Annotated in this window: 14 protein-coding genes; 12 read left to right on the top strand and 2 right to left on the bottom strand. The window is 56.3% G+C overall.

What is annotated here, in order from left to right; genetic code table 11:
- Positions 1-261: 261 nt before the first annotated feature.
- The 11 genes from MITSMUL_RS06515 to MITSMUL_RS06565 all read left to right on the top strand — a co-directional run bounded on the left by MITSMUL_RS06515 (position 262) and on the right by MITSMUL_RS06565 (position 13,119).
- Positions 262-1,431 (top strand): iron-containing alcohol dehydrogenase, encoded by a 1,170-nt coding sequence (locus MITSMUL_RS06515; protein ID WP_005841099.1) that lies wholly within the window; start codon positions 262-264, stop codon positions 1,429-1,431.
- Between the two features lie 39 nt (positions 1,432-1,470).
- Positions 1,471-2,313, top strand: a complete 843-nt coding sequence (locus MITSMUL_RS06520) for a class II fructose-bisphosphate aldolase (RefSeq protein WP_005841100.1) — start codon at positions 1,471-1,473, stop codon at positions 2,311-2,313.
- Between the two features lie 13 nt (positions 2,314-2,326).
- The gene (iolC, locus tag MITSMUL_RS06525) at positions 2,327-3,361 is read left to right on the top strand and encodes a 5-dehydro-2-deoxygluconokinase (RefSeq protein ID WP_005841101.1); all 1,035 of its coding nucleotides are present in this window, start codon (positions 2,327-2,329) and stop codon (positions 3,359-3,361) included.
- Positions 3,358-4,155: a 5-deoxy-glucuronate isomerase gene (locus MITSMUL_RS06530; RefSeq protein ID WP_005841102.1), complete on the top strand. Its 798-nt coding sequence runs from the start codon at positions 3,358-3,360 to the stop codon at positions 4,153-4,155. The genes iolC and MITSMUL_RS06530 overlap by 4 nt, the downstream gene beginning before the upstream one ends.
- 45 nt (positions 4,156-4,200) lie before the next feature.
- Positions 4,201-6,150, top strand: a complete 1,950-nt coding sequence (iolD, locus tag MITSMUL_RS06535; protein WP_005841103.1) for a 3D-(3,5/4)-trihydroxycyclohexane-1,2-dione acylhydrolase (decyclizing) — start codon at positions 4,201-4,203, stop codon at positions 6,148-6,150.
- Positions 6,151-6,234: 84 nt separating this feature from the next.
- Complete coding sequence (gene iolE, locus MITSMUL_RS06540; RefSeq protein ID WP_005841104.1) at positions 6,235-7,122, top strand: myo-inosose-2 dehydratase; 888 nt, start codon at positions 6,235-6,237, stop codon at positions 7,120-7,122.
- A 118-nt stretch (positions 7,123-7,240) separates the two neighbouring features.
- On the top strand, positions 7,241-8,656 hold the full coding sequence (locus MITSMUL_RS06545) for a GntP family permease (RefSeq protein ID WP_005841105.1): 1,416 nt from the start codon (positions 7,241-7,243) through the stop codon (positions 8,654-8,656).
- A gap of 53 nt (positions 8,657-8,709) precedes the next feature.
- Entirely contained in the window at positions 8,710-9,600 is an 891-nt protein-coding gene (locus MITSMUL_RS06550; RefSeq protein WP_005841107.1) for a DMT family transporter, read from the top strand.
- A gap of 318 nt (positions 9,601-9,918) precedes the next feature.
- Positions 9,919-11,310 (top strand): MFS transporter, encoded by a 1,392-nt coding sequence (locus MITSMUL_RS06555; RefSeq protein ID WP_040635639.1) that lies wholly within the window; start codon positions 9,919-9,921, stop codon positions 11,308-11,310.
- A gap of 76 nt (positions 11,311-11,386) precedes the next feature.
- Positions 11,387-11,998, top strand: coding sequence for a cytidylate kinase-like family protein (locus MITSMUL_RS06560; protein ID WP_005841112.1), 612 nt, complete (start codon positions 11,387-11,389; stop codon positions 11,996-11,998).
- Positions 11,999-12,123: 125 nt separating this feature from the next.
- A complete protein-coding gene (locus MITSMUL_RS06565; RefSeq protein ID WP_005841114.1) occupies positions 12,124-13,119 on the top strand; it encodes an IS30 family transposase in 996 nt (331 codons plus the stop codon).
- Positions 13,120-13,176: 57 nt separating this feature from the next.
- On the opposite strand, the gene arsB is transcribed toward MITSMUL_RS06565, so the two are convergent.
- Both arsB and MITSMUL_RS06575 read right to left on the bottom strand, forming a co-directional pair.
- Positions 13,177-14,208 (bottom strand): ACR3 family arsenite efflux transporter, encoded by a 1,032-nt coding sequence (arsB, locus tag MITSMUL_RS06570; protein ID WP_282676547.1) that lies wholly within the window; start codon positions 14,206-14,208, stop codon positions 13,177-13,179.
- An 85-nt stretch (positions 14,209-14,293) separates the two neighbouring features.
- Positions 14,294-14,605 (bottom strand): ArsR/SmtB family transcription factor, encoded by a 312-nt coding sequence (locus MITSMUL_RS06575; RefSeq protein WP_005841118.1) that lies wholly within the window; start codon positions 14,603-14,605, stop codon positions 14,294-14,296.
- A 203-nt stretch (positions 14,606-14,808) separates the two neighbouring features.
- On the opposite strand from MITSMUL_RS06575, the gene MITSMUL_RS06580 reads away from it, so the two are divergent.
- Positions 14,809-15,657, top strand: a complete 849-nt coding sequence (locus tag MITSMUL_RS06580; protein ID WP_005841119.1) for a DMT family transporter — start codon at positions 14,809-14,811, stop codon at positions 15,655-15,657.
- Positions 15,658-15,668: the final 11 nt, after the last annotated feature.

Genomic DNA, 15,668 nt, shown 5'->3' on the forward strand with positions numbered 1-15,668 from the left:
AAACAAGAGAAACCAGAAAAAAACATACTATATTCAAGGAACTGATGTCAGCTTGCTGGCAACCTTTACCCATATTTATCATATAGAATCGTGATGATTACTCATGATTATCAGAAAAAATAAAATTCCGCAAAATCTTGCCAAAAAGACCAAAATAGTATTGACAAGTTGAGCCGAAAGTATTAAATTAGAGCCATAAGGTAATCAAAAGGTAATCAACAACAGCGTTGATACTATCATCAGAATAGGAGAGTGGACAACATGGGTTATACGTTTATGGTTCCGGCAAAGATCATCTCGGGCACGAATGTCGTCGAAGAACTCGGCCAGCACATCCAGGGCAAGGGCACGAAAGCCCTGATCGTCACGGATCAGTTCATGGTGAAGTTTGGCAATGCAGCGAAAGTCGAGAACGCACTCGCTAAGGCAAATATCCCGTACGTCACCTTCGCTGGTGCAAATTCGGAGCCGACGGATAAGATCGTCGATGCTGGCCTGAAGGTATACCGTGAAGAAGGCTGTGACTTCCTCGTCGCACTCGGCGGCGGCAGCCCGATGGATACGGCAAAGGCTATCATGTTCATGTCGACGCAGCCGGAAGGCAAGAAGATCAACGAGTTCATGCACGTCAACATCGACATGCCGGTCCCGTATCTTGTCGCTATCCCGACGACGGCCGGCACGGGCTCTGAGGTCACGAAGAACACGATTATCGCTGACACGGAGAACAACGTCAAGATGTTGCTCGGCGGCCCGTCCATCATTCCGGCACTCGCTGTTGTCGACCCGACCTTCACGATGACGGCTCCTCCGTCTGTCACGGCTGCTACGGGCATCGATGCGCTTTGCCATTCGATCGAGGCTTACACGAGCCGCAAGGCACAGCCGCTGACCGATACGTTCGCACTCTCGGCCATCAAGAAGATCCACAAGAACCTGCCGATCTGCTATAAGGACGGCAAGAACGTCGAAGCTCGCCTGCAGATGAGCATCGCAGCGACGGAAGCCGGCATTGCCTTCAACAATGCCTCCGTCACGATTGTCCATGGCATGAGCCGTCCGATCGGTGCTCTGTTCCATATTGCGCACGGTGTCTCGAACGCCATCCTGCTGCCGGCCTGCATGAAGTTCGCCATTGAGGAGAACACGGCACGCTTCGCCACGATTGCCCGCGCTATGGGTGTTGCGGATGATGCGACGCCGGACCATGATGCAGCAGAGGCATTCGTTGCAGAGGTCACGCGCTTCTGCAAGAAAGTCGGCATTCCGTCGGCAGAGTCCCTGCTCGAGCAGCGCGGCTTCACGAAGGAAGACTTCCTCGCACAGCTCGACAAGATGGCTTCCGATGCACTCGAGAGCGGCAGCCCGCAGAACACGATGCGCATCCCGACGAAGGAACAGCTCATCGAGATCTACAAGGAACTCTTCTGATTTCGCAAGAATCCGCATGATAGAATAGGAGGGGTGGTCATGCCACTCGTACATTTGACAGACCTCATAAGTAAACCGGACAATACCTACGCGATCGGCGCGTTCAATGTCTCGGATATGGAAATGGCCATGGGTGCCATCCAGGCGGCAGAAGAGCTCGAGGCTCCTCTGATCCTGCAGATCGCAGAAGGCCGTCTGCGCTATTCGCCACTCGACCTGCTCGGCCCCGTGATGATCGCGGCCGCCAAGAAGTGCAAGATGCCGACGGCCGTTCATCTCGACCACGGCAGCACGATGGAGACCATCAAACTCGCACTCGACCTCGGCTTTACGTCCGTCATGTTTGACGGTTCGAAATACCCGCTCGATGAGAACATCGCCCGCACGAAGGAAGTCGTTAAGCTCGCCAAGAGCTATGGCGCTGACGTCGAGGGTGAGATCGGGCGCGTTGGCGGTGCAGAGGGCGACTACAAGAGCGTCGACGTCCTCGTCACGAGCGTCGAGGAAGCCAAGCGCTTCGCCGAGGAGTCCGGCATCGATGCGATGGCCGTCGCCATCGGCACGGCACATGGCAACTACAAGGAGAAACCGCAGCTCCGCATCGACCGCCTCAAGGAGATCCACGCAGCTGTCAAGACGCCGCTCGTCCTGCACGGCGGCACGGGCCTGACGGAAGCGGACTTCCGCAACTGCCTCGCCAACGGCATCCAGAAGATCAACATCGCCACGGCATCGTACGACGCTTCGGCAGCGAAGATCAAGGAAGTCGCCGCAGCAAATCCGCAGGCCAAGTACTTCGACTTCAGCGATGCCATCGTACAGGGAACCCGCGAGAATGTCAAGAAACACATGCATATCTTCGGTCTCGAACATAAGGCATGAGGAGGATAAAGAAATGGCACTCATTAGCTTTGATGAAAACAAGAAACGCGACGTCGTGCTGATCGGCCGCGTCACGCTGGATTTCAATCCGAATGAACTGAACCGCACCTTGGACAAGGTCAAGACCTTCTCCATGTACCTGGGCGGCTCGCCGGGCAACATGGCCGTCGGTATCAACAAATTGGGCAAAAAGGTTGGCTTTATTGGATGTGTATCCGACGACCAGTTCGGCGACTTTGTCCTCAATTACTTCAATGAGCGCGGCATCGACACGTCCCAGATGACGCGCGCCAAGAACGGCGAGCGCATGGGCCTGACGTTCACGGAGATTAAGAGCCCGACGGAGTCGAGCATCCTGATGTACCGCGACCAGGTCGCTGACCTCGAGATCGCGCCGGAAGATGTCGATGAGCAGTACATCGCCGACAGCAAGATCTTGATCGTCTCTGGCACGGCACTCTCGAAGAGCCCGTCGCGCGAGGCCTGCCTGCTGGCCGTCCAGTATGCAAAGAAGCACAACACGCGCGTCATCTTCGATATCGACTACCGTCCGTACAGCTGGCGCAGCAAGAAAGACATCCAGATCTACTACTCGCTGCTCGCGAGCATGGCGGATGTCATCATCGGCTCCCGCGATGAGGTCAACCTCACGGAAGGCCTCGACGAGGAGGCAACGGAGCCGGCCGATCACGTCATCGCTGAGAAGTACATCGAGCATGGCGCTAAGATCGTCATCATCAAGCACGGCAAGAAGGGCTCGATCGCTTACACGGCTGACAAGAAGGCTTACAAGGTCGAGTCGTACCACATCAAGCTCCTGAAGTCGTTCGGCGGCGGCGATGCTTACGGCAGCGCCTTCGTCTATGGCCTGCTCGCAGGCTGGACGGTCCCGCAGGCCCTGCAGCACGGCACGGCACACGCCGCTATGGTCGTTGCCAGCCACAGCTGCTCGGATGCAATGCAGACGGTCGAGCAGATTGATGCATTCATGCAGGAGCATAAAGACGAGAAAGTCATCACGGAATTGGATTGGGAGGCAGCATTATGAGATTCGGTCGCTTAGGTCAGCTCAAGCACGGCTACAATGCAATGACGACGCGCGAGAGCGATATGCTCATGGATATCGGTTATCAGGAGATGGACGAGAACGAGATCGTCGAGTTCGAAGACCCGCTCCAGGAGACGGCATTCGTCATCACGACGGGCGATGTAGAGATCGCGTGGAATGGTCAGAAAGAGATCATGCACCGCGAGTCGCTGCTCGATGAGAACCCGTACTGCCTGCACGTGCCGCACGGCGTCAAGGTCGTCGTCAAGGCGCTGAAGAAATCGGAGCTCCTGATCCAGAAGACCATCAACGACCGCGACTTCGCACCGGTCTTCTATCGCCCGAAGGATGTCCAGGCGGATGTCTTTGGCGGCGGTGTCTGGCAGGGTACGGCGGAGCGCACGGTCCGCACGATCTTCGACTACGACAATGCGCCGTACTCCAACATGGTCAACGGTGAAGTCATCATGACGCCGGGTTGCTGGACGGGCTACACGCCGCACAATCACCCGCAGCCGGAAGTCTACACCTATAAAGTCGATCGCCCGCAGGGCTTCGGCTGTGCTTTCATCGGCGATAACGTCTTCAAGATCGAGGACAACACCTGGTCGGAGATCTCGGGTGGCTACATGCATCCGCAGTGCGCTGCACCGGGCTATGCCATCTGGTACAGCTGGATGATCCGCCATCTCGACGGTGATCCGTGGAAGAAGACGCGCAACGACCTGCCGGAGCACACCTGGCTGCTTGAGCCGGATGCTGACTCGAAGATCTGGCAGCCGCACAAGAAATGATAGATCCGCAACGTGCATAAACGTGGCATAGTGGAGGGTATTCCAATGGCTAAGACAATCAGACTCACGGTAGCACAGGCTCTCGTGAAGTTCCTCAATAATCAGTATGTAGAGTTTGACGGCAAAGAAGTGCCGATGTTCGAAGGCATCTTCGGCATCTTCGGCCATGGCAATGTCATCGGCATCGGCCAGGCCCTCGAAGAGGACCCGGGCCACCTGATCATGCGCATGGGCCGCAATGAGCAGGGCATGGCACATGCAGCAATGGGCTTTGCGAAGCAGAAGCGCCGCAAGCAGATGTACGCTTGCACGTCCTCTGTCGGCCCAGGCGCTGCCAACATGGTCACGGCAGCTGCTACGGCTACGGCAAACTGCATCCCTGTCCTGTTCCTGCCGGGCGACACGTACGCTGACCGCCAGCCGGACCCGGTACTCCAGCAGATGGAGCAGACGGTAAGCCTGACGACGACGACGAACGACGCCTTCCGCGCAGTCTGCAAGTACTGGGATCGCGTCACGCGTCCAGAAGTCCTCATGACGGCCTGCATCAACGCGATGCGCGTCCTGACGGACCCGGCCGAGACGGGTGCTGTCTGCATCGCTCTGCCGCAGGATGTCGAAGGTGAGGCCTGGGATTATCCGGATTACTTCTTCCAGAAGCGCGTCCATCACATCGACCGCATCAAGCCGTCCGAGCGCGCTATCGAAGAGGCCGTCAAGGCCATCGCGAAGGCAGAGCGCCCGCTGATGATCTTCGGCGGCGGCGTCAAGTACTCCGAGGCAGAGGCTGTCTTCCAGAAGTTCGCTGAGAAGTACGGCATCCCGTTCGGCGAGACGCAGGCCGGCAAGGGCACGATCACGTGGGAGCATGAGCTCAACATGGGTGGCGTCGGTGAGACGGGCGGCCTTGCAGCCAACACGCTCGCCAAAGATGCAGATGTCGTCATCGGCGTCGGCACGCGCTACACGGACTTCACGACGTCCTCCAAGTGGATCTTCCAGAACCCGAACGTCCAGTACGTCAACATCAACGTCTCCCGCTTCCATGCCTACAAGCTCGATGGCATCCAGGTCGTCGGCGATGCTGGTGCTGCTCTCGAGATGCTCGACGAAGCGCTCGGCAAGACGGGCTACCATGTCTCGGATGCGTATGCCGCTGACATCAAGGCAGCGAAGGCAGCTTACACGAAGGAAGTCGAGCGTGTCTTCCACATCCAGTTCGGCGACAACTTCGTGCCGGAAGTCAACGATGACTTCGATTACAAAGCAGCTGAAAAGGCATACAAAGAAGCAGTCGGCGAGACGCTGCCGCAGACGCGCGTCCTCGGCCTGCTCGAAGAGCACATGGACCCGAACGGCATCATCGTCGGTGCATCGGGCTCCCTGCCGGGCGATCTGCAGCGCGTATGGCGTCCGAAGACGGTCGGCAGCTACCATGTCGAGTACGGCTTCTCCTGCATGGGCTATGAAGTCAATGCGGCACTCGGCGTCAAGCTCGCTGAGCCAGAGCGCGAGGTCTATGCACTCGTCGGCGACTACGCTTACATGATGCTCCATTCGGAACTGCCGACGTCCATCGCTGAGGGCAAGAAGATCAACGTCATCGTGTTCGATAACATGCAGGGCGGCTGCATCAACAACCTCGAGATCGGCCATGGCCAGGGCAGCTACGGCACGGAGTTCCGCTTCCGCAACGAGAAGACGGGCCAGCTCGACGGCGCCTATGTACCGGTTGACTTCGCGATGAATGCCGCTTCGTACGGCTGCAAGAGCTACACGGCACATACCGAGGAAGAGCTCATCGCCGCCATCGAGGATGCCAAGAAGCAGAAGGTCTCGACGCTCATCGACTGCAAGGTCATGCCGAAGACGATGGTTCATGGCTACGGTGACTGGTGGCGTGTCGGCATCGCACAGGTCTCGAAGAGCAAGAAAATCCACGACTGCTACGAGAATCTCATGAAGCCGCATTACGACGCAGCTCGTAAGTATTGATTTTTCCTGGTGTATGAGGGGCAGCTGCCGCTTCGGCGGCAGGGCAGCCCTATTGTATAAATATAATTTTTGGGGGTTTATCAAATGGCTAATATCAAACTTGGTATCGCTCCGATTGCTTGGACGAACGACGACATGCCGGATCTCGGCAAAGAGAACACGTTTGAACAGTGCGTCAGTGAGATGGCACTGGCTGGCTTCACGGGCTGTGAGATCGGCAACAAGTACCCGAAAGATCCAGCTGTCCTCAAGAAGGCACTCGACCTGCGCGGACTCCAGATCGCCAGCGCATGGTTCAGCTCCTACCTCCTCACGCAGCCGTATGAGCAGGTGGAGAAGGATTTCATCAAGCACTGCGAATTCCTCAAGGCCATGGGCGCGAAGTTCTGCAACGTCGCAGAGCAGGGCACGAGCGTTCAGGGCAAGCTCGACAAGGCTGTTTTCCGCGATAAGCCGCATAACACGGAAGAGCAGTGGAAGACGCTCGCTGAAGGCCTCAACAAGCTCGGCGCTGTTGCCAAGAAGATCGGCCTGACGATGACGTACCATCATCACATGGGTACCTGCGTCCAGACGACGGAAGAGATCGACCGCCTCATGGAGATGACGGATCCGGATCTCGTCTTCCTGCTCTACGATACGGGCCATCTCGTCTGCTCCGGTGAGGATCCGATCTACATCCTCAAGAAGTATCTGCCGCGCATCCGCCACGTGCACCTCAAGGATATCCGCATGGACATCCGCAACAAGGTCAAGGAAGAGAACATGAGCTTCCTCGCAGGCGTCCGCGCTGGCATGTTCACGGTTCCGGGCGATGGTGACTTCGACTTCGGTCCGGTCTTCGACATCATCAACGACAGCGACTATGACGGCTGGTTCATCGTTGAAGCTGAGCAGGATCCGGCAAAAGCCAACCCGCTCGAGTACGCGATCAAGGCTCGCAAGTACATCAAGGAAAAAGCACATATCTGATTGCCAAAAGGCGTTGGATTTTCAAAAAGCTGCTCTTCTGTCCATCATGGGCAGGAGAGCCCTTTTTTTCTGCCGGTTCACCTCTTCCCTTGGATTCATCTAGAAAGGAATTATCCCTATGGGCATCAGTATGATCGTCTTCAGCCTGATACTTTTGATGTTCTTCGCGTATCGTGGCTATTCCATCATCTTCATCGCACCGATTTTTGCCGTCGTCGCCGCCATCGGCAGCGGCCACGCTTCCATGCCGGTCTACAGTGAGATCTATATGACGAAAGCCGCGGAGTACATCAAGACGTATTATCCCGTCTTCCTGCTCGGCGCTGTCTTTGCCAAGATCATGGAGCAGGGCGGACTTGCGGCAGCTGTGGCCGACAAGATTGTCTCCGCTCTGGGACGCGACAAGGCCATCCTGGCCGTGCTGCTCGGCTGCGGTGTCTTGACGTACGGCGGCCTGTCTGTCTTCGTCGTCGCCTTTGTCATGTACCCGTTCGCGGCCATCCTCTTCAAGCAGGCGGATATCCCGAAGCGGCTGCTGCCGGGCCTCTTGTGGATGGGCATCTTCACCTACAGCATGGTGGCCATCCCCGGTACGCCGCAGATCCAGAACATCATCCCGACGTCGTTCTTCGGTACATCGACCTGGTCGGCTCCGGTGCTCGGCCTCATCGGTGCCGTGCTCTATTTCGGACTGGCCTGGGGCTGGATCAGTTATCGCCACAAGAAACTCAAGGAAAAGGGCGAAGGCTATGGTCATCACGTGCTCAATGAGCCGGAGGAATCGCGGGAGGCCCTGCCGGACTGGCGCCTGTCCTCGTTGCCACTTCTCTTGGTCATCGTGCTGAATCTTCTGATCAGCAATCCATTCCACTGGGAATGGGCGTATCACTGGGATCCTGAGAGCCTTGATAGTTTCATCCCACTGCACCTGTCCCTGCTCGCCGGCGGTGTCGATAAAGTACAGGCCATCTGGTCCATCAATGCGGCCTTGATCGTGAGTTCCATCGCCGCAGCCGTCATTGGCCGCAGACGCTTGAAGCTCAAGGGCGGTCTCGCGAAGCCCATCAACACGGGTGCCATTGGCTCGACGACGGCCATCCTCAACGTGGCTTCAGGCTATGCCTATGGCTGTGTTATCGCGGCACTGCCGGCCTTCGCAATCATCAAGGACGCGCTGCTTAGCTTGCACCTCGGCAATGGCCCGCTCATGTCTGCCATCGTGACGACGGGCATCATGACGGGCGTCACAGGTTCCTCTTCAGGCGGCATGACGATTGCCCTCGGCATGCTCGGGCAGGAATGGCTGGCATGGGCGCAGCAGATTGGCATGAGCGCAGATGTCCTGCACCGCATCATCTGCATGGCCTCGGAATGCATCGATACCGTGCCGCAGTCGGGCGCACTCGTCACATTGCTGGCCGTCTGCGGCCTGACGCATCGCGAGTCGTATTACGACGTCGTGATCCTGACGCTCTTGAAGACGCTCGTGGTCTTTGCTTGCCTCGGTGTCTACCTGATGACCGGCATTGAATAAATGACCGGCATTGAATAACCATCGGCGGAAGATATCAGAAGGAGGGAGTCTCAATGGATGAAGCGACAAGACGAAAGACGTATTTCCTGTTGGCGGCGACGACCATCATCTGGGGCATCCAGCCGCTCTGCATCAAATGGCTCGTGGGGGTGTGGTCGCCTGTGACGATCACGGCCATGCGCTACTACCTGATCGGTACGACGCTCCTGGCACTGTCCGTCTATCGCGGCGAGCATCTGCTGCCGCCGCGCGATTGTGTCCTCGGGCTCATCCTCATGGGGGCTACAGGCATCGGCCTCAACAATGTCATGCAGTTCACGGGGCTGGCCATCTCGACGGTGACGAACTGCACGCTGATTGCGGCGGCCAGTCCAGCTATCACGGCATTCATGGCGGTCATCTTCGTGCGCGAGCGGCTGAGCTTGCTGGCCTGGGGTGGCATTGTCCTGTCTTTTCTCGGCGCTCTGCTCGTCATCAGCCACGGCTCACTCGCCGTCATCGAGACGACGTCGTTCAATGAGGGCGATATTCTCTTCTTGCTCGCGCAGGTGGCTTGGACGACGTATTCCCTGATTGCCCTGAAAATTATGCGGCGCATGTCTGCGCTGCAGACGACGGGCTGGGCCGGGCTCTTCGGCGCCTTCATCGTGACGGGCTATGGATTGGCGACGGGGCAGTTTGCGCCCATCATGCTGACGCCCTCGCTCTGGGTTGCTTTTCTCTATACTGTCATCTTTGGCGGCATCATGGCCATGTTGTTCTGGAACATCGGTGTGCACAACGCCGGGGCCAGCGTTACTTCAATCTTCCAGAACATCACGCCGGTCGTCGGCATGATTGGCGGAGTCCTCTGCTTTGGCGAGATCATAGGCATCGAGGAGCTCCTCGGAGCAGCGGCTATATTCGCCGGCGTCTATCTGACGACACATAGCGGCCTTCGCTGACTGGCGGTGAGAGCTTAGATTTACTAGAAAAGCGGTCAAAATGGAAGGATTTTGACCGCTTTTTTATTGTTTGCAGAGGGAAAGACAATATTTTATAGCAAGATAATTATCTGTTGGGGTAATAGTGCCATGAAAGTATTGAAAATACTAAGGAATAAGGCAAAAGAAAATCATAACATACTCAATAAAAACAAGAAAATATAGATTAAATAGTTCGAAAAATATTAATATAGTATATAGATAAAGATAGAGATGAGGCACGACCTCATCCACAAGAATATGTTCATGTATCATTCAATCAATTGGGAGGGGTTTACAATGAGTAATCCAGGAGCAGCTTCGGCTGAATCCGGTGCGCATCTGTCTTGGCTGACGCGTGTTGCGTACGGCCTCGGCGATACGGCACAGAACGTTGTCTGGGGTGCAATGGGCATCCTGACATTCTTCTACACCGACTACGCCGGCATCGATCCGGCTATGGTCGGTCTGGTCATGTTGATTTCCCGTTGCTTCGATGGTTTCTCTGATGTCATCATGGGATTCATCGTCGAGCGCACGAATTCAAAGTGGGGCAAATCAAGACCGTGGATTCTCTGGATGAGCGTGCCATTCGCTATTTCTATCGTCCTCATCTATACGGTACCGCAAGGTTCGTCAGCGATGCAGTTTGCATATCTGTTCGTAACCTACAACCTCTGCACGACGGTCTGCTACACGGCACTCAATCTGCCGTACGGCTCGCTGTCTGCGATGATGACGCGCTCCTCGAAGGAACGCGACATGCTTTCCATCACGCGTATGTGCCTGTCCCCTTGGGGCCGTATCCTTTCCGTATCGGCCACGCTGCCGCTCGTCAAGGTATTCGGTGATAACCAGATGGCCTGGGTCGAGGTCATGAGCGTATGGGCTGTCGTCGCGCTGCTCCTCCTGCTCTTCTGCTTCTCGAAGTGCAAAGAGACCGTCGTCATCGAGGCGCGCAAGAAGGTCGCGAAAGTACCGGTCGGCAAAGCACTCAAATGCCTTGCGGTCAATAAATACTTCTGGGCCGGCATGATCATCTGGATGATGCAGAACGTCATCTTCACGATCACCGGTACGATCCTGCCGTATTATTGCAAATACATCTTCATGGATGATTCTCTGTACAGTGGCCTGTACCTCTTGGAGACGCTCATCACAATCTTCGTCATGGCCGTCTTCAGCCCGAGACTCCTCAAGCGTTTCGGTAAGCGCAACATGAGCCTTTATGGTGTCATCATCTGCTTCGTCGGCCATGTGATCTTCTTGCTGAATCCGACAGACTTCAATTGGGTCGTCTTCAGCTGCGTGATCCGTGGTATCGGCTTTGCGCCAGTCCAGTCCGTCATCTTCGGCTTCCTCGGCGATGCGGTTGAATATGGCCAGTGGAAGACCCATATCCGCCAGGAAGGCCTGATCTTCTCCGGCGGCTCCGTCGGCACGAAGGTCGGTTCCGGCCTCACGAGCGCAGCCCTCACGGGTCTGCTCTCCTACGTCGGCTATGTTGCCTCTTCTTCGGGTGCAGTCGCTCAGTCTCAGGACGTCATCAACATGATCGTCTCCATCTACGAATGGGGTCCGATCTTCGTCTGGGCCGTTCTGCTTCTCGTCCTGTTCTTCTACAAGCTTGACAAGGTCTATCCGCAGATCATGCGTGACCTCGTCGCTCGTGAAGCAAAAGGCGAACTCTGATATTTGCTATATGTACAGCCGGCTTGTTCTAAGGATGGGCCGGCTTTGTTTTTGAAATTTGGAAGGAGAGGGAACTATGGAAAAGAACACTCTTGTCACGATCACGCGTCAGTATGGCAGCGGCGGCCGCGAGGTCGCTGATCTCGTGGCGAAGAAAATGGGCGTGCGCCGCTATGACCGCAAGGTCGTGGCGATGGCAGCGGAGAAGCTCGGCGATGAGGCGAACTTCCACGACCTCATCGAGCGCTCCTACAATGCACCGGACAACTGCCTCGGCAACCTCGGCGACTACGCCTACGAGCGCGTGCCGCAGCACAACCGCATGTACATCGAGCAGGCCAAGGTCATCCTTCAGGTCGCGAAAGAGGACGGCAGCGCTGTCTTCCTCGGACGCTGCGCCGACTACATCCTCAAGGATCATCCGAATACGTATTCCTTCTTCATCTACGCCGACGATGAGTTCCGCCTGACCCGCGCCAAGACGCATTATGCCGGCCATACGATCAAGGACCTCGACGCCGAGGACAAGCATCGCGAGCAGTACTATGCCTATTACACGGGCCGCACCTGGGGCGACCCGCAGAACTACGACCTTATGATCAACACGAGCAAGATCTCGCTCGAGGCCGCTGCTGACCTGATTATCTCCTACATCGAGCTGCGCCAGAAGAACGCAGCCAAGGCATGACGTTTTTCATGGATGGATTTACAATCTAAGTGCAACAGCTCCTAGACAACCAAATTAAAATGACACATAGACTTCTTTGCTATAATGGTGTTTGAAAAGAACTACCTATAACAAAAGGAGAGCCTATGTGCCACTACACACATCTTACACCATTTGAGCGAGAAAAGATACTCTTTTTTCTTGCTGAGGGCAGATCCATCACGGAGATCGCCCATCTGCTGAACCGGAGCAAGTCGACTATCTCGCGTGAGCTTCGCCGCAATGCGGCTCCAGCTGGCCAACCTATGTCGTACTGCCCGTTGACTGCACATGCACTCTACAAGCAGCGCAGGGAAGCCTGTCGTCCGCATAAGCGCCTTGAACATGCACCACTACACTCCTACATCCAGATCTGCATCTTGGAGTACCACTGGTCGCCAGAAGAGATTGTTGGACGAATCCAACTGGAGCATGGCTGTCGGCTTGTCAGCGTTCCAACCATCTACCGTGCTATTCACGCGGGCCTGCTGAACCCGCCAGGGGCTTCAGCGAAGTTTGTACTTCGGAAGCTACGGCATCACGGGAAACGGCGTCGCAAGAAAGGCAGGGAAGAGCGTCGTGGTAAGTTCGTCATATCACACCCCATCGAAGATCGTCCTGCCAGCGCGGCGAACCGTTCCGTCCGAGGCCACTGGGAAGCGGATACCGTAGTGGGCAGGCAGGGAAAGGCATGCCTCGTCACATTGGTGGACCGGAAGAGCCGGTACTTGCTTGGTGGAAAAGCCATGGGCAAGACCGCTGCTGCAGTCAACAAGGTGATGTGTGAGGTGCTCTCGGGGCAGCCGCATTTGTCGGTCACGCCGGATCGAGGAAAGGAATTCTCGAAACATGCTCAGCTCAGAAAGGAGCTGAAACGTGTGACGTTCTACTTTCCTGCTCCACACCATCCGTGGGAGCGCGGGAGCAATGAAAACACCAATGGGCTTCTACGGGAGTTCTTCCCGAAAGGCAAGGACATCACGGATACGCCGGAGGATTACATCCAACGGAAGTACCATGAGCTGAACTTGCGCCCCAGAAAGTGCCTGGGCTACAAAACACCATATGAGGTCTATTTCTCAAAGGTGTTGCACTTAGCTTGACAATTCGCTTGCAAAAAAATAAACCATCCATACGGATGGTTTATTTTTTTGCCATGTTTAGTTGCGGAAGTACTGCTGACTCGCATTGGCGATGCGTACGAGAGTCAGCATGACGGGAACTTCGGTCAGCACGCCGACGGTCGTCGCAAGTGCTGCCGGACTCGTCACGCCGAACAGCGCGATGGCCACGGCGACGGCGAGTTCGAAGAAGTTCGAGGCGCCGATGAAGCCGGCTGGTGCGGCGATGGCAAATGGCAAGTGCAAGAGATAGCAGGTGCCGTAGGCCAGGCCGAAGATCAGGAAGGTCTGCAGGATCAGCGGCACGGCAATCAGCACGATGTGCAGTGGATTCTCGAGGATGACCTGTGCCTGTGAGCTGAAGATGATGACGAGCGTCAGCAGCAGGCCCCAGGTCGTCACGCCATCGAAGCGGTGGACGAAGACCTGGTCGAAGTACGCCTGCCCCTTGCGGCGGATGACGGAGAGCCGCGTGAGGATGCCGCCAATCAGCGGGATGACGACGAAGAGGAAGATGCTGAGAAACAGCACGTCGTAGGGTACGGTGACATGGGAGACGCCGAGAAGGAACTTGACGATCGGCACGAAGGCCACGAGGATGATCAGGTCGTTCGTCGCGACCTGGATGACTGTGTAGGCCGGATTGCCGTGCGTCAGCGTGCTCCAGACAAAGACCATGGCCGTGCAGGGCGCTGCGCCTAGAAGCACAGTACCGGCGAGATAGGAGGTTGCGAGGTCATCGGGAAGCAGGGCGCGGAAGACAATGAAGAAGAAAGCGTAGGCGAGTGCGTACATCGTGAACGGCTTGATGAGCCAGTTGGCGATCCAGGTCACAAAGAGCCCTTTGGGCGCCTTGCCGACGGCCTTGACGCTCTCGAAGTCGACCTTCATCATCATCGGGTAGATCATGAGCCAGATCAGGATGGCAATCGGGATGGAGATGCCGTCGACCTGCAATGTCGCGAGAAAGGCAGGTACGGCGGGCAGGAAATGGCCGATGGCGACGCCGACGACCATGCAGAGCAGCACCCAGACGGTCAGATAGCGCTGAAAGAAGTTGATGCCACTCATTTGTCCATGTTGCATAGAAAACACCTCTGGATGAATAGACAGATAGAAATTCGTAAATATATAGACCGAAAAAATACTGCCGTCATTAACGGCAGCGGCAGTCATCAGTCGGACTGTTCGTCGGGATATCCTGGCCGAGTGCTTGGAGATAGGAGGCAATCTCATCGAGCGCTTTGGCCTGGCGCGTGTAGTAGATCCACTTGCCTTCCTTGCGGCTCGCGACGAGCCCTGCATCGCAGAGAATCTTCATGTGATGCGAGAGCGTCGGTTGGGAGAGTGCCAGATCCTCGAGCAGCACGCAGGCGCACTGCTCCCCGCGCCCCAGGAGCTCGAGGATGTGCAGCCGGTTGGCATCGGCCAATGCTTTGAGGACTTTGACGGGTTCACTGGCAGCCATCTGTGAACACCTCCTTGTTTTGATATATTGATACGCATCAATCTGATGAATTCAGTATACGACGACGATAGAGGGCTGTCAAGTTTTGGATAAGACAGGATAGTTGTAGAAAAAAGCAAGAATGTTATTTTATTTTTAGAGCGACGTGGTAACATAAGGAGTAAATATTGATTATCTTGGCATGACTATAGGAGGCGATTTCCTTGGCGAAGGCGCTTTGCTTGATTTACCTGATCTGGGGCATGAACTGGGTCGTCATGAAGACGGCCAACACGTTCTTTCCGCCAATCACATTCGTGGCATACCGATTCCTGTTCGGTGCGCTCGTGCTACTGTCGGTCTGGTTCTGGCTGCACTTGCCGCTGCCGAAGAAGAAATACTGGCCGTGGATTTTCTTGACGGGCATCCTGCAGATGGGGCTCAACAACATTGCGGCGCAGACGAGCATGCTGACGCTTGGTGCTGGCATGGTCTCGGTGCTCAACTACAGCATGCCGGTCTTTGCGGCGGTCATGGCGCATTTCCTGCTCGGGGAGCGGCTGACCTGGCGCAAGGGCGCGGGCATCGTGCTGGCCATCGCCGGCATGGCTGTCCTCATGGATGTGCATGCGGGCGGCGATGCCACGGCCATCTGTATCGGCCTCCTGAGTGCCGTCTTCTGGGGCCTCGCGAGTATCTTCGTCAAACTCAAGCTATCGGATGTCAACCCGATCTCTCTGACGACGTGGCAAATGGTCTGCGCCTCGCTCTCGCTGCTCGTCTACACGGCCATCGTGCCGCAGGGGGAGGTCGTCTGGAATGCGGAATCCGTCCTCTGCCTGATCTACAACGGCGTCCTGGCGTCGGCACTTGCCTTCTTCCTCTGGAGCTGGATCTTGCAGCACATCGAGGTCAGCAAGGCGTCTGTCGCCGTGCTGGCTGTGCCGGTCGTCGGCGTCGTCGGCGGCATCCTCTGCCTCGGTGAGCCCATGACGCTGCACATCTTCTTCGGCATGATCATGATCATGGCCGGCATCTACATCGTTGTCACGCATAAGAGACAGCCTGCATGAAAAGAGCCCGC

It is taken from the genome of Mitsuokella multacida DSM 20544, from assembly GCF_000155955.1.
In the GTDB taxonomy this organism is placed as follows: Bacteria; Bacillota; Negativicutes; order Selenomonadales; family Selenomonadaceae; genus Mitsuokella; species Mitsuokella multacida.